General features: G+C 44.1%; 9 protein-coding genes and 1 pseudogene. 8 read left to right on the forward strand and 2 right to left on the reverse strand.

The genetic code is table 11. The features are described from left to right. Positions 1-988 (forward strand): annotated as a pseudogene (locus AB4Z17_RS24945) (hypothetical protein); the annotation flags it as partial. 91 nt (positions 989-1,079) lie between these two features. On the opposite strand, the gene AB4Z17_RS24950 reads toward AB4Z17_RS24945, so the two are convergent. Beyond that, positions 1,080-1,805, reverse strand: coding sequence for a queuosine precursor transporter (locus tag AB4Z17_RS24950; protein ID WP_339203415.1), 726 nt, complete (start codon positions 1,803-1,805; stop codon positions 1,080-1,082). A 240-nt stretch (positions 1,806-2,045) separates the two neighbouring features. On the opposite strand from AB4Z17_RS24950, the gene helD reads away from it, so the two are divergent. Further along, positions 2,046-4,373 carry an RNA polymerase recycling motor HelD gene (gene helD / locus AB4Z17_RS24955; RefSeq protein WP_441910429.1) on the forward strand — a complete coding sequence of 776 codons (2,328 nt, stop codon included), beginning with the start codon at positions 2,046-2,048 and terminating at the stop codon, positions 4,371-4,373. 2 nt (positions 4,374-4,375) lie between these two features. Here helD and AB4Z17_RS24960 read toward each other — a convergent pair whose 3' ends face one another. Continuing rightward, positions 4,376-5,269: a PAS domain-containing protein gene (locus tag AB4Z17_RS24960; RefSeq protein ID WP_441962760.1), complete on the reverse strand. Its 894-nt coding sequence runs from the start codon at positions 5,267-5,269 to the stop codon at positions 4,376-4,378. Between the two features lie 698 nt (positions 5,270-5,967). Between AB4Z17_RS24960 and glgB the strand changes: the two genes are divergently transcribed. The 6 genes from glgB (at position 5,968) to gntK (ending at position 15,537) form a co-directional block, all read left to right on the forward strand. Continuing rightward, on the forward strand, positions 5,968-7,875 hold the full coding sequence (glgB, locus tag AB4Z17_RS24965) for a 1,4-alpha-glucan branching protein GlgB (protein WP_441962762.1): 1,908 nt from the start codon (positions 5,968-5,970) through the stop codon (positions 7,873-7,875). Positions 7,876-7,891: 16 nt separating this feature from the next. Then, on the forward strand, positions 7,892-9,058 hold the full coding sequence (locus tag AB4Z17_RS24970) for a glucose-1-phosphate adenylyltransferase (protein WP_441910426.1): 1,167 nt from the start codon (positions 7,892-7,894) through the stop codon (positions 9,056-9,058). Next, a complete protein-coding gene (gene glgD / locus AB4Z17_RS24975; protein WP_441962764.1) occupies positions 9,055-10,167 on the forward strand; it encodes a glucose-1-phosphate adenylyltransferase subunit GlgD in 1,113 nt (370 codons plus the stop codon). The genes AB4Z17_RS24970 and glgD overlap by 4 nt, the downstream gene beginning before the upstream one ends. 140 nt (positions 10,168-10,307) lie before the next feature. After that, complete coding sequence (gene glgA / locus AB4Z17_RS24980) at positions 10,308-11,774, forward strand: glycogen synthase GlgA (protein WP_441962766.1); 1,467 nt, start codon at positions 10,308-10,310, stop codon at positions 11,772-11,774. Further along, positions 11,756-13,741, forward strand: a complete 1,986-nt coding sequence (locus tag AB4Z17_RS24985) for a glycoside hydrolase family 15 protein (protein ID WP_339203406.1) — start codon at positions 11,756-11,758, stop codon at positions 13,739-13,741. Before glgA ends, AB4Z17_RS24985 begins: the two co-directional genes overlap by 19 nt. A 257-nt stretch (positions 13,742-13,998) precedes the next feature. Further along, positions 13,999-15,537: a gluconokinase gene (gntK, locus tag AB4Z17_RS24990; RefSeq protein WP_441962768.1), complete on the forward strand. Its 1,539-nt coding sequence runs from the start codon at positions 13,999-14,001 to the stop codon at positions 15,535-15,537. Positions 15,538-15,649: the final 112 nt, after the last annotated feature.

Consider the following 15,649-nt stretch of genomic DNA (forward strand, 5'->3'; position numbering starts at 1 on the left):
TGTAAACAATTTTTACGGTGATCGACAGTACAGCAGAACGAAGTTCCAAGAGTCAACAGATAAGTTTAAGGCAGCTCTTTATATCGCGGATGCTAATCACAGTCAATTTAATTCTGATTGGGGGAGAATGGATGAGCGTCCGCCGGGAGGCCTGTTTTTGAGTCGTAAGGAACTGCTTGCAGCTGAGGATCAGCGTCAAGTTTCCAAAGTGTATGTATCCGCATTTTTGCAAGCTACTTTGCTAGGAGAAAACAGCTATAAGCAGCTTTTTGAAGATTATCGGTCTGGACTTGATTGGCTCCCAAATACTGCGTATACCAATCGATTTGAATCGTCCGATTTTACAGAGATTGCTAGGTATGATGATGGCAAACAAAAAACAGCGCTGAAGAATGGCGGCAAGGCGAGTGTTGCTGGAATGATCGATTGGAGCATCGCATCAGCTGAAGACCGCGATGGCAAAAACAAAGGTACAAAAGGAATTGAGCTGGAATGGTCGGAGCCTGGGGCGGAATATGCTTTGGAATTATCGCCAAAAACGATTGATCAAGCCGCAGAAATAACGGAGGGCAATCTTGTATTTTCGATGGCAAATCTTGAACGTGACTTGATTGCTGTAGAGGATAAAGACAAAGCGGATGCTGCTAATAACGCATTAGAACTCACTGAACCGCCGCCGCTGCCGGTCATAGAGATTGAGCTTACGACGACTGAAGGCGAGAGTATAGAGCTAGGCTTAGATAAAGTTATGCCTGTAGCGCCGCCAACGTATACTGCTTTTATGGCTTTCCCTTGGATGGAGGAGCGCATTAAGGATGAGAAATACAAAGAATCTTCGGAGCCTATATTTCAAACCTACACGCTGCCGCTTGAGCTGTTCAGCTCAGACGGATTAGCGATAAAAGCGGATGAGATTAGCCGAATTACGTTTCGTTTCGTAAGTGGATCAGGAAAAGTAATGATAGATGATATTGGGTTTACATCATAGTGAGCAAATAGGAAAGCGGGATGCCTGGCAGTTGGCATCCCGCTTTTACAACCTTATAGGAATCATAAGTTACGAGCTTGTCCAGATGGCATCAGCCCGGAAGACTTTCCTTTTCTTCTTTAAAGGTAAAGTTTCTTGCAGCATATAAGAATGGTGTCGAACAAAGGGATACGATAAATTTGATGACATAAGTCGATAAGAAAATAGAGAGCCAAAGCTTGCTGCTATAGCCTGGTGCGCCTGCAAAAGCAATGGTGCAAAATATGAATGTATCGACTAGCTGACTTACCATAGTACTCCCATTATTACGAATCCAGAGCTGATTAGGAGCCGGACATAAACGTTTTAAAGTGGAGTAAATTTTGACGTCCAAAAATTGGCTCACAAAATATGCGCATAAGCTTGCTAGTGCAATTCTTGGCATTAGTCCGAATAACGTTTCCATAGCACCTTGAACCTGCAGAGGAAATTCTTCATTTAACGGATTAAAAAGAAGCGCCATCTGCATAATAATGGTCGAAGTAATAAGCGTGAAGAATCCGAACCAAACGGCTCTTTTGGCCGCTTTTTCGCCATACTTTTCATTAAGAAGATCTGACGCCAAGTAGATAGTTCCGTACATCGTATTGCCAAGCGTTATAGCAATAATCATGCCGAAGGCATGGATATCGATTGTTTTGACGACTTGAATGTTGGCTAACACGGTAGCCATTCCTATCCAAGCGTAAATGCCTACCCGGCCAAAAAAACGATACGAAAGAAGAAATAACGAAAAATGCACGAGCATGAAGATCGCGCCAAACCATAAATTAAACATGTTTCTTGTTACCTCCTAGTTTTGATAACGCGGGAGTTTTCGAACCGCGAATTGCTTGACTAATAAGACTTCTGAGTTGTTTTTCTGCCTTTGTCATTATAAACGCTTCTTAGGAGCGGAGCAATAACTTTTGATTGTTGTTTCATTTAGGCGGCAGAAGATGGTAAAATGGATGTTACGTTTTAAAACATGGTATGCCAAAGACTTGGTTAACCTTACTAATAGTTAAGGAGTGGTAAAGTGACTAATTCTAACGAACAATTGGAACAAGAGCAGCAGCGTGTCATTGACGTGACGGATCTCATCCGCACTCGGATAGAACAATTCAACAATCAGCTTGGCGGCATACGCGAGGATATCGTTGATTTCCGACGTAATTTTTGGGATGATGTAACACTAAATTTTGAGGATGCGGCGGAATCAGCAGAGTCGCATGCCAGCATGAAGCAGCAAGCAGAGGTACTCTCAGAGCGTGAAAGAAGCCATCGCCATGCTGAGGAACAGCTAAAAACACTTTATAAGCTTGAGCATTCTCCATACTTCGGTCGAATTGATCTCCAGGAGGAGGGGCAGTTCAAATCAGAGCCGATTTATTTAGGTGTAGGCTCCTTGCTGGATGAAAGCGGATATGAGTACCTTATCTATGACTGGCGGGCTCCCGTGTCGAGTCTTTATTACGATTATGGCCCGGGTCCTGTGCAGTACGAAACACCAAGCGGATCGATTAAGGGCGAAATGTCGCTTAAGCGTCAATTTATTATACGTGATGCTGAAATTCGCAGTATGTTCGACACAGGTGTCACAATCGGGGATGAGCTGCTTCAGGAAGTGTTAGGCAAGCAGTCTGATGCCCAAATGAAAAGCATTGTAGCTACGATTCAGCGCGAGCAAAATCGCATCATTCGCAACGAGCGCGCAAGGCTTCTTATCGTTCAAGGAGCTGCGGGCAGCGGAAAAACGTCAGCCGCGCTTCAACGAGTGGCCTATTTGCTTTATCGGTATCGCGGCTGGTTAAATGCGAACCAAATCGTTTTATTCTCACCAAACCCAATGTTCAACAGTTATGTGGCGACCGTATTGCCTGAACTTGGCGAGCAAAATATGCAGCAAACGACCTATCAGCAATATCTCGAGCACAGGCTAGGACAAACGTTTGCCCTGGAGGACCCATTCTCACAAATGGAATATACGCTCGCAGCGGTTAATGAACAAGGCTATGATGCGAGAATAGCTGGAATTACTTATAAATCAAGCAATTCGTTCATGCATTTGATTGATCATTATGCTGCCGAGCTTGGTCAAGAGGGGCTAGCTTTTAAAGCAATTACGTTTATGGGACGAAAATTGATTTCTGCAGCAGCAATCTCGGAGCAGTTTTACAGTTTGGAGCGCTCGTCTTCCATTGGAAACCGGATACGCCTTACGGCGGAATGGATTCTGAAAGAGCTGACGAGGTTAAGCCGTGAAGAACGGGATCAGGACTGGGTTCAGGAACAGATCGAGCTTCTGGATCAAGAGGCGTATGCGAAGGCGTTTGAAGATCTGGAACGGAAAAAACATTTTGCAGGAAACACATTTGACGATTTTGACGCCGAACGTGATTATTTAGCCGCGATGGTTGTGCAGAAAAAATTCAAGAAGCTGCGCAGACGAGTGAAGCAATTATTGTTTTTGGATGTGCCGGGGATTTATAAGAGACTATTCGAGGATAATGCGAATATATTGGATCGATTTAAAAACAGCGATCATCAAGTACCTGAAAAATGGAATGAAATTAGTGAGCAAACGATTGCAAAGCTCAATCAGAAAGAGATTTATTATGAGGATGCTACTCCATATTTATATTTAAAAGAAAAGCTTGAAGGATTTCAAACGAATACATTGGTTAAACATTTATTTATTGATGAAGCGCAGGACTATTCACCTTTTCAGTACCACTATTTAAAACGTATTTTTCCAAACTGCAAAATGACCGTGTTGGGTGATCTCAATCAGTCCATATTTGCTCACGCTGTAACAGGTAATGGTTTTGAGCCGTTATCTGAGCTCTATAGCGAGGAGGAGACGGAGCAGATCATTTTAACAAGAAGCTATCGCTCGACGAAGCCGATTGTGTCATTCACCAGCCGAATGATTGAAGGCGGTGATCAGATAGAGGCCTTCAACCGAGATGGCGCTGAACCAACAATCACTAAAGCAGATAGCGAAATGCAGCTCATAGAGGTAATGCAGGAGAGAATGAATCAGCTGCTGCTGGGCGGTTATCAATCGATTGCGGTCATATGTAAAACGGCGGAAGAAAGCAAACGCATGCATGCGTCTTTGCAGCCATACTTTCCAAAGCTCCGCCTTGTAGAAAAGGAAACCGTTACGTTTGAAAAAGGAATTATTGTGATTCCTACTTATTTAGCCAAAGGCGTCGAGTTTGATGCAGTTGTCATTAGCAATGCTAGCTATGAGATCTATTCACGTGAAAGCGAAAGAAAGCTGTTCTACACGGCGTGTACGAGAGCGATGCATGAGCTCCATATTTTCCATACTGGTGAGCTCACGCCGTTCATCAGTTAACCTTATTTTCTAATCTCTGACCAAATTTCATGAACATCCACTTGAAGCTCCGAAGCTATCAGCTCTGCTGTAAGTCTTTGGGGCTTCAATATTTTCCCGTTGCGGAGCTTGGAAATGGTTTGAATGGAAATACYGGTTGATGAGGATAGATAACCGACGGTTATATCTCTTTTGGCCATCCATATGCGCAGTTTCATCGAAGCTTCGATACAATCATCGATAGGACGCAGATCCCAGATGACGAATGCAAACTCAAGCACGTCGCCAAATCCGTCAATAATGGGTGTAAACGAAACGGACAACTCAAACTCGATTCCGCTTAGCTTGCTTGTCTTAATCGTAAGACTGCGCTCTTTTTTTTGCAGGTGAGCCTCTTGTATTATTTTTAAAATTTTACCATGATCCGTTTCCGCAATAAATTGCAGCAGCGTTTCGTCCTGCATTTGCTGGTTAGGCTCAATTTGAAAGGGAGCAAGCCTGTCTCTTAGAAAACGCACATGATGATGTCTATCAATAATTCCGCTGATCAACACTTTATTTCTTTCTGCTTGCTGTTCAATCCAATTGTATGGTGATAGATCTTCGAATATAATGAAGGCATAAAGGAGTTTATTATCAATGCTCCTTGGCAAAGGCTGCAGGTCAATGCGTACAGAAATTTTTCGTTTCGATTTGGTGTAAATAATAACTTCGCTTCTCATCACTTGCCTTGAAATGTTGATCTTGTATTTATGAAGCAAATAGCTGCTTTTTTTGGATTGCAGCTCTTTTAGCGTATAACCGCATAATCTAAGGAAAGCTTGGTTCGCATCCTCTATGCGCACCTCTATTTCATTTTGACTCATTAGCAGCATAGGCTGATTCATGATCTGAAAGATATGATGGTAAACCGACAATACGAAACACTCCTCTTAAACCCATTCCACGACCCTATAATCAAATAAAAGTATAAAATAGTCGTTCTAAACAAACAAGTCAATGAATTTGGCATTTCGTATTATGTTTCAAAAGTGTTTCATAAGTTTAATTAATTAAACTTGATCGCTGAAACGATACCTTTATGGTGCAAATAGTCATAAGTTGAATCTAAATCAACTGTAACACTCCGCCAGCAGGCTTTATTCTCATTCCGTTTCCCGATAATATGAAAGCAGACAGCCTCAAGTGGAAAAAATGAGCAGAAGGCTAACACACAGGGGAGACAGAATATGAACCATTGCATCATAGAAAACTGTACGAAGCCGATCAAAGCCAAAGATTTATGTGCAATGCACCATCAACGTTTGCTGCGTCACGGTGATCCTTCCATTGTAAGACCGCGCAGAGTGAAACAAGTTACCAATTGCAAATGGATTAAATGTACTCAACTCTCAAAAACGAAAGGTTTTTGTGCTAAACATTATTACATACAGCGAACGCTGAGTCCTGAAAAAGATTGATGTTACGTAATCTGACACGGATTAATTATTATTGTCGAAATCTATGAAAACGACTGTGTTTTTTTTCAAAACCATGTATAATGTGGATAAAGTGATTCGTGTTTAGATGATTAAAGTACTTGTAATTAATCATCCAACAGGGGGTGAAACCAAGAATGGTTCAAACGGCACCTATCGGATTATCCATGAAGGATCTCTATTTATTCAACGAAGGAAGTTCATACCACAGTTACCGTTTTATGGGTGCCCACCGTGTTGAAATGGATGGTAAAAAAGGTGTTCGATTTACGGTTTGGGCACCAAACGCAGCTGAGGTTCGGGTTATTGGCAAATTCAACAAATGGATTGGCAATCGTCATGCAATGGCAAGGATCGGAACGACTGGCGTCTACAGCTTGTTTGTCCCTGGAATTGGTGAAGGCGAATTATACAAGTATGAGATTGTAACCATAGAAGGCAAAATCATTAGAAAAGCTGATCCGTACGCTTTTTTTGCAGAGCGTCGGCCTGGAACGGCATCCATTGTATCGCATTTAGACGGCTACAAATGGGATGATGCAAAATGGCAGGAGAAAAAGCGCGAGCTTCCTCCATACACGAATCCGCTGCTCATTTATGAGGTGCATGCAGGTTCRTGGAAAATTAAAGGCAAAGAGGATTATTACACGTACGAGGAATTAGCAGATGACTTGATCCCGTATACAGCTGAAATGGGTTATACGCATATCGAGCTTATGCCGCTGTCTGAGCATCCTCTAGATCAATCTTGGGGCTATCAGATTACGGGCTTTTATGCAGCGACGAGTCGTTACGGATCTCCGAAGCAGCTGATGCGATTTGTAGACAAATGCCACCAGCATGGACTCGGTGTTATTTTGGATTGGGTTCCCGGACATTTCTGCAAAGATGATCATGGGCTGCGTCTCTTTGATGGAACACCTATTTTTGAAGGGGCAGATGCCAATCGAGCGGAGAAGCCGCTCTGGGGGACGCTTGCCTTCGATTTCGAGAAAAAAGAAGTCGTCAGCTTTCTTATTTCAAATGCCATCTACTGGATGGACTTATTTCACATTGATGGGTTGCGTGTTGATGCTGTCGCCAGCATGATCAATTTACACATGGACAAACCGCCGGAAATGCATACTTACAACTATCTGGGCGGCCCAGACAACCTAGATGCTCTCCGCTTCCTTAAGAAGCTTAATGAAACTGTGTTTCATTATTACCCCGATACCTTGATGCTCGCAGAAGATTCTTCCGCATGGCCCGCTGTTACATCACCTACCTACAAAGGCGGCCTCGGATTTAATTTTAAATGGAATATGGGCTGGATGAACGATATGCTGCGTTATATGGCACTGGATCCGGCTGAACGTTCGCATCATCACCATCTCATTACATTTTCACTCCTTTATGCTTTTTCGGAAAACTATGTATTGCCTCTATCGCACGATGAAGTTGTCCACGGCAAACGTTCTCTGCTAAACAAAATGCCTGGAAGCTACGAAGAGAAATTCGCACAATTACGTTTGTTCTACGGCTATTGGATTACGCATCCTGGTAAGAAGCTGTTGTTTATGGGCAGTGAATGGGGGCAGTTCGATGAATGGAAGGACGCCGACATGCTGGATTGGATGCTGCTCGAATATGATATGCATCGCAGCATGCACCATTATGTGAAAGCTCTTAATCATATCTATACTGATCAGCCTTCATTATGGGAGAGAGACAGCCAGGCGGATTGCTTCGAATGGATTGATGTTCATAATGCAGCACAATCCGTCATATCCTTTATCCGCCGCGGAAATACTGATTTCTCCGTTGTTATTGCTAATTTTTCTAGAAACGATTATAAACAGTTCCGTATTGGTGTTCCAGAGCCAGGTTTCTACAGCTCTTTAATAAATAGCAATGAGAAGCCATTTGGCGGAACGGTAACACAGGCACAACAAGGATACACCAGTGAAAACGTCGCTTGGCACGGTCACAATCAAAGCATTACGCTTCACTTACCCCCCCTGACATTCCAGATCTTCAGCTTAGATCCGGGGAACACAATTTGAGAGGGAGTTGGTGTCCATGGGCCGAAAAGAAATGATCGCTATGCTGCTTGCAGGAGGCGAAGGGAAAAGGCTGGGCGTGCTGACAAAGGATTTAGCTAAGCCTGCAGTCTATTTTGGCGGCAAATACAGAATAATTGATTTTACGTTAAGCAATTGCGCACACTCGGGAATTGACACTGTGGGCGTACTGACGCAATATCAACCGCTGGAGCTCAATCGTTATCTTGGCATTGGCAGTCCATGGGGACTTGACCGCCGCGATGGCGGCATGACCATTTTGCCGCCATTTATGAAACAAAAAGGCGGCGTATGGTATAAAGGCACGGCAAATGCAATTTATCAAAATATGTCCTTTATTGAACCTTACAATCCTGAGTATGTACTTATCATTTCAGGAGACCACATTTACAAAATGGATTATGATTTAATGCTCCAGCATCATAAGCGTTCAGGAGCAGACGTGACGATTGCCGGGATTGAGGTAGATTGGAAAGAAGCAAGCCGTTTTGGTGTTATGCACATCGATGATGAGGATCGAATTACGGCTTTTGAGGAAAAACCGAAAAACCCGACTAGCAACATCGCTTCCATGGGCGTTTACATTTTTACATGGTCCGAGCTCCAAAAGTATTTGATATATGACGAAGCAAGCCGCAGCTCCAGCCACGATTTTGGCAAGGATCTTATTCCAGCCATGATGAGAGACGGAAAACGGCTGCATTCTTATCCGTTCAAGGGCTATTGGAAAGATGTTGGTACAATCGAGAGTCTTTGGGAAGCGAATATGGATTTACTCGCCGATGAGCCTCCGCTTGAGCTTGCCGATGCCGATTGGCGCATTTATTCGGTAAATCCAAATCAGCCAGCACAACATATTGGCGCAAGTGCACAGATATCTTCTTCTTTAATAACAGAAGGGTGCATGATTGAAGGGGTTGTTGATCGCTCGGTATTGTTCTACGGCGTCAAAGCAGCCAAAAACACAGTCATTACGGAATCAGTCGTCATGCCTAACGTAAGAATAGGCGAAGGCGCACGCATTTATAGAGCGATTATTGGCGAAGGAGCCGTCATTCAAGCGGGTGTAACGATTGGAAGCCCAGATGATGATGCCATTACCGTTATTGCAGTGGATCAATATGTAACGAACGAACATTTGCTGCAGGAGGTGGAGCACTCATGAAGCATAAAGTCATGGGCGTCATCAATTTAATTCATGAAACTGATGAGCTGGAACATTTAACACAAAGCCGCTGCCTTGCTACTGTCCCCTTTGGCGCGAGATATCGTTTGATTGATTTTGTACTGTCGAGCATGGTTAACTCCGGAATCTCCAAGGTTGCCGTTTTTGCGCATACGAAATACCGCTCACTTATGGATCATTTGGGTTCAGGAAAGCATTGGGATTTGCAGCATCGTCAAAGCGGATTATTTGTGCTCCCGCCAGCAACTGACGACATTCAAGAAATTAGCCGTGGAGATTTGTACCATTTCTATCAACAGCGTGATTATTTTAATCGGTCATCACTCGACTATGTTGTCAKTACACGCAGCCACATGGTTTGCAATATCGATTTCGAGAAGGTTATCGATTTTCATTTGGAGCGGGAAGCTGACATCACCGTTGTGTGCAAGCAGCAGGCTGATATATTAATGGGCAAAGCTCGTAAAGTGAAGTTGAATGACGAAGGCAGAATCACTGCCATTCAAGATCACTATGGCCGGATGTCTAGTGACATCAATTCTATGGAAATGTACGTTATGCGCAAAGAGCTGCTGATGGAACTAGTAGAGACCTCGCTTGCTCAAGGCCAGGATCATCTGGTTCGCCACGCGATATTCTCTAGATTGAATCAGCTTAATGTATATGGGTATATGTATGAGGGATATTTGGGTGTAGTTAATACGCTTAGCAGCTATTATCGCAATAATATGAATTTATTAGATCCGGATGTTTGGAAGGAACTATTTTATCAGCCGGGTTCTATATTTACGAAGGTTAAGGATGAGCCGCCTGCCCGGTATTTGGGTAATTCCAAAGTTACGAATTCGTTAATTGCAAACGGCTGCCGTATTGAAGGTACCGTAGTGAACAGCATTATTTTCCGCGGCGTACATGTACAGAAGGGCGCTATCGTAAGCAATAGCATCGTTATGCAAAATGGCGTTATCGGAGAAAATAGCTTTTTACAGCACAGTATTTTGGATAAAGACGTTCGCGTTGAAGCGGATCGTGATATTAGGGGAGCGGCAAGCTCGCCATTCTTAGCAGGAAAACGGAAAATTATTTAATATAAGCAATCGTTACGCTCATCCTATTCAAGCTTTTATTTGCCGCGAAAAAATGCAATTTACCACGATCGGAAAATAAAATCAGATTCCAGTTGGGTTCATGCATTGCTGATGCGGCGTCCATGAGAAAGGAGAATCCTATGAACATTTTGTTCGCAACCTCAGAAGCTGTACCGCTTGCGAAGACTGGCGGTCTCGCCGACGTTGCAGGGGCGCTCCCCAAGGCGCTGAATAAGCGGGGCGTTGATACCAGAGTCGTATTGCCGAAGTATGCACAAATTCCTGCTGCACTTATCGGGCAGTTTGAGCTTGTCACTCATTTTAACGTGTCGTTTGGCTGGCGCAATCAATATTGCGGTTTGCTTAGAGCGGAGTTTGACGGCATTACTTATTATTTAATCGATAACGAGTTTTATTTTAAAAGAGATGGGCTTTATGGTTACGGGGATGATGCGGAAAGGTTTGTATTCTTCTGCTTTGCTGTGATGGAAGCGGTACGGTATATGGAATTCCATCCGGATATCGTTCATTGCCACGATTGGCAAACGGGACTCATTCCGTTTCTCCTAAAGACAAGATATTATTATGATCCGGCTTGGGCGTATACCAAATCCGTATTTACGATTCACAACTTAAAATATCAAGGTTTATTTGGAATTGATCTCCTGAAGGATTTGCTTGGAGCCGGTGATGATATGTTTCTGGAGGACAGCTTGGAATTTCATGGAGCAGGCAGCTGTATGAAAGGCGGCCTCGTGTATGCCGACAAGCTGACGACTGTGAGCGGTACGTATGCTCAAGAAATTCAAACCGATTATTTCGGCGAGAGGCTAGATTCTTTGCTCAGGTATCGTTCAGGCGATTTAATCGGGATTGTGAATGGCATTGATGATGAGCTGTTTGATCCGATGAATGACGAAGCTATTGCCATTCCTTTCCGAAATGCCTTGAATCGCAAAAGAAAAAACAAAGTGGAGCTCCAGCGTGAGCTAGGGCTCACGCAGTCCGAAGATATTCCGCTTATCGGAATCGTTTCAAGATTGGTGGAGCAAAAGGGCTTTGATTTAATCACGGCAACATTTGAAGAACTGCTCCAAGAAGATGTGCAATTTGTAATATTAGGTGCGGGTGATTGGCAATATGAGCAATTTTTCAATGATGCCGCTTCTCGTCATCCGGGTAAGGTTGCTGTATGGATCGGTTATGATGATAGACTAGCGCGCCGAATTTATGCAGGCTCGGACATGTTCGCCATGCCTTCGCAATTCGAGCCATGCGGCTTGAGTCAACTTCTTGCGCTGCGCTATCGTTCCGTCCCGATTGTCCGTGAGACAGGAGGACTAAAGGACACGGTACAAGCCTATAACGAATATACTGGCGAAGGTAACGGCTTCAGCTTTACGAATTACAATGCGCACGACTATATGAATACCGTGCGCAGAGCGCTGGCTCTTTATCGTAATCAGGAAGTCTGGAAGCAAATCGTGAGTAATGGCAGCAACGAGGATTACAGCTGGAATCGGTCTGCCAAAGCCTATATATCCGTTTACTCACAACTTTTAGCGCATCGAAAGGAGAACGAAGAATCATGGCCCGTCATCTTGTAATCGGCAACGGTAAGATGCTCCTTAATTTGGATCAACATTGTTTTATTCGGGATATTTATTATCCATTCGTTGGGCAGTTAAATCACGTAGGCGGACAATATTGCCGCTTAGGCGTATGGGTAGAAGGTGCCTTTAGCTGGCTGGATGAGCCGGGATGGAAGTTTGATCTAGATTATATTGAGGATTCTTTGGTTACGAATATTACGGCTAAGCACGATGGTTTAGGCATCGAGCTTTATATGAACGACGGGATTCATCAGCGGGAATGCATTTATATCAAACGGGTAGTCATTCGTAATAAAACGAATGATACAAAAGAAGTACGCTTGTTTTTCCATCAGGACTTGATGATCGACGGGACAGAGGTTGGAGATACCGCTGTTTATTATCCTGAAAATCACACGCTGTATCACTACAAACGCAATAATTACTTTATGTTCAACGGTTTCTCAGATGAAGGCGGCATGACGCAGTATTCTACAGGAATCAAGAGGTTCCAGTCCGCTGAAGGAACATGGCGTGACGCGGAGGACGGCGTGCTTATGGGCAATTCRATTGCCCAGGGTTCCGTTGACAGCACGATCAGCTTCCGAACAGTCGTCGCTCCAAACAGCGAAAAAACCATTTATTATTGGATGTCAATCGGCCAAAATCTTGAGGAAGTCAAAGAGCTGAACCAGTATGTTCAGGAGAATCATCCGGAGAAGCTGCTTAGCCGGATGGTTATTTACTGGAAGCACTGGCTTCGCCGAGCAGAATCAGACCTTGGTGATCTGCCGCATGATGTGGTGAAGATGTTCAAACAAAGCTTGCTTCTCGTAAGAACACAGGTGGATGAGAGAGGCGCTATATTAGCTGCCAATGATACGGATATCCTGCAATACAATCGAGACCATTACAGCTATATGTGGCCGCGTGACGGCGCTCTTATTGCAGATGCGATGTCTATGGCAGGGTATCAGAGTGTAATAGCTCCTTTTTTCCATTTTTGCGCACAGGCATTGTCGCCTGAAGGGTATTTGTATCACAAATACAATCCAGATGGAACAGTAGGCTCAAGCTGGCATCCGTATATCGTGCAGGGCAGCAGAAGATTACCTATTCAAGAGGATGAAACCGCACTCGTGTTATTCGCATTGTGGAAGGATTACTCGCGGAATCAAGTGATTGAGCTGCCGCAGTCCTTATATAGCAACCTGATTCGCAAGGCTGCTACTTTTTTGACCTCGTACATGGAGCCTTCCTTGTCACTGCCGAAACCGAGCTATGACTTGTGGGAGGAGCGCTACGGCATCTGGACGTATACCGCCGCATCTGTATATGGCGGTTTAATGGCTGCATCGTTTTTCACGGATCTATTTGGCGATTATGAGCGCAGCGATCTTTACAAAAGCACAGCAGAAACAATTAAACATGGAATTGTAACTAATTTGTGGGATGAAGAAACCGGCCGATTCGCCAGAGGACTTATTCAGAAGGATAATCGCTGGGTGAAGGATATGACGCTCGAGAGCAGCTTGTTTGGCGTTCTGGAATTTGGCGTGCTTCCTGTTGATGATTATCGTGTCGTGCAGACGATGCATGCCATTAAGGAAGGGCTGCAGGTCAAAACCCATATCGGAGGCATTGCCCGTTACACGAACGATTATTATTTCCAGCAAACAGGTGAAATTGACAAGGTTCCAGGAAACCCTTGGATTATTTGCACACTATGGGTAGCTAACTTTGAGATTGATTCCGCCAAAACGCTTCAAGAGCTGGAAAGCCCGCGCAGTACGCTGCAATGGGTATCTGATCATGCACTGCAAAGCGGATTGCTGCCGGAGCAGCTTAATCCTTACGACGGAACGCCGCTATCAGTAGCGCCGCTAACTTGGTCGCATGCAACCGTCGTACACAGCGTGAGCAAATATGCAGAGAAATATAAACGTCTTCGTCTGGAAGCGGAGGCTAACGGTTTACTTTAAAGTTTTCATAACTGGAAGCGAAATGAAAAGAAGAACCTGAGTGCTGTAATCTCGCATTCAGGTTCTTTTTTGTTCTATTTTTACGAAAGAGAATCGCTGAATAAAACAAGTATTACTTCTCAATCTATCGATTAATTGCAGTTCATTCGTATAGAAACGGGTTGAATAATTGCTGTAATAACGATATTGTAGCAATTACAGGGTAAACGATTATAAAGCCAGATGTTGTTTTGGCAATTGTATGCGGAGGTACAAGGATGAGTACAAAATATGTTATCGGTGTTGATATAGGAACGACAAGCACGAAGGCAGTACTCTTTACGGCCAAAGGTGTCATAGTCGCAAGCCATGGTATTGAATATCCGCTGCATTCTCCTTCGCCAGCTATTGCGGAGCAGGACCCGGATGATATTTTTAATGCTGTGTTAGGCACTATTGGTCAAGCTGTTGCGAAAAGCAACGTGCAGCAAGAAGATATTTTATGTGTTTCATTCAGTTCGGCAATGCATAGCGTGATCGCTGTGGATCAGCAAGGGACGCCAATATCAAGATGCATAACTTGGGCAGACAATCGGAGTATCGAGTGGACGAATAAAATTAAAAATGAATGGAATGGCCATGAAATCTATTTGCGGACTGGCACTCCCATTCATCCGATGTCTCCGTTATCCAAGCTTACCTGGCTGCGTCATGATCATAAGGAGTTATTCGATCGTACATACAAATTTATTTCGATAAAAGAGTACGTTTTCTTCAAGCTGTTCGGACGTTATGTCATCGATTATTCGATTGCATCAGCAACAGGCCTGTTCCATTTGAACAATTTGCAATGGGATGAGGAAGCGCTTCGTGTTGCTGGCGTTACGGCAGATCGGCTTTCGGAGCTTGTGCCGACGACGTATAAGCTGGAGGGGTTGGAAGAGCAGTTTGCGAAGCTGATGAATTTGCAGCCAAACACACCATTTATAGTAGGCGCTAGTGATGGCGTACTCTCCAATTTGGGTGTTAATGCGATTAAGCCTGGCGTAGTTGCCGTTACAATCGGTACGAGCGGTGCTATACGAGCGGTAACGGACAAGCCTGTAACTGATCCGAAGGGCCGTATTTTTTGCTATGCTTTAACTGAGAAGCACTGGGTTATCGGTGGACCAGTGAATAACGGGGGAATGATTTTTCGCTGGGTTCGCGATCAGATCGGTACGGAAGAAGTTATTACAGCTAAAGAAAGAGGTATCGATCCCTATGAGCTGCTGACGGAGCTCGCTGCGAAGGCGAAACCGGGTTCTGAGGGTCTTATATTCCATCCTTATTTGTCAGGCGAACGCGCTCCGCTTTGGGATGCGAATGCGCGTGGTTCATATTTTGGGCTGGGRCTGCATCATAAGAAAGAGCATTTAGTTCGCGCAGCGTTAGAAGGAGTCATTTATAATTTATATAGCGTACTCATGGCGCTAGAAGAATTGACGGGCAAACCTACTCAAATTCAAGCAACAGGAGGGTTTGCGAGGTCAGAGCTATGGCGCCAGATGATGGCTGATATATTTGATCAAGAATTGCATGTGCCTGAGAGTATTGAAAGCTCTTGTCTTGGCGCGGTTATTCTAGGGTTATACAGCTTGGGCGAGGTGGAGTCTCTGGACGTCGTTGCGGATATGGTAGGAGGTTCACATTTTCATTTGCCCAATAAACAAAATGCTGAAATTTATGCCGAGCTCATGCGGATCTACATCCGAGTTTCTCGTTTATTAACCGAGGAATACGCAAATATTGCAGCTTTTCAACAAAAATATGTTTAATTTATATCACAAAAACAGCCGAGCAGCTATGCCGGCTGTTTTTAAGTCGTATAGTATTATGTGCCGTATTTCTTCAAAATCGACGACAGCGTAAGCAGCGGCCATATATAGT

Origin of the sequence: Paenibacillus sp. TAF43_2 (assembly GCF_052113545.1) — a bacterium.
GTDB lineage: Bacteria > Bacillota > Bacilli > Paenibacillales > Paenibacillaceae > Pristimantibacillus.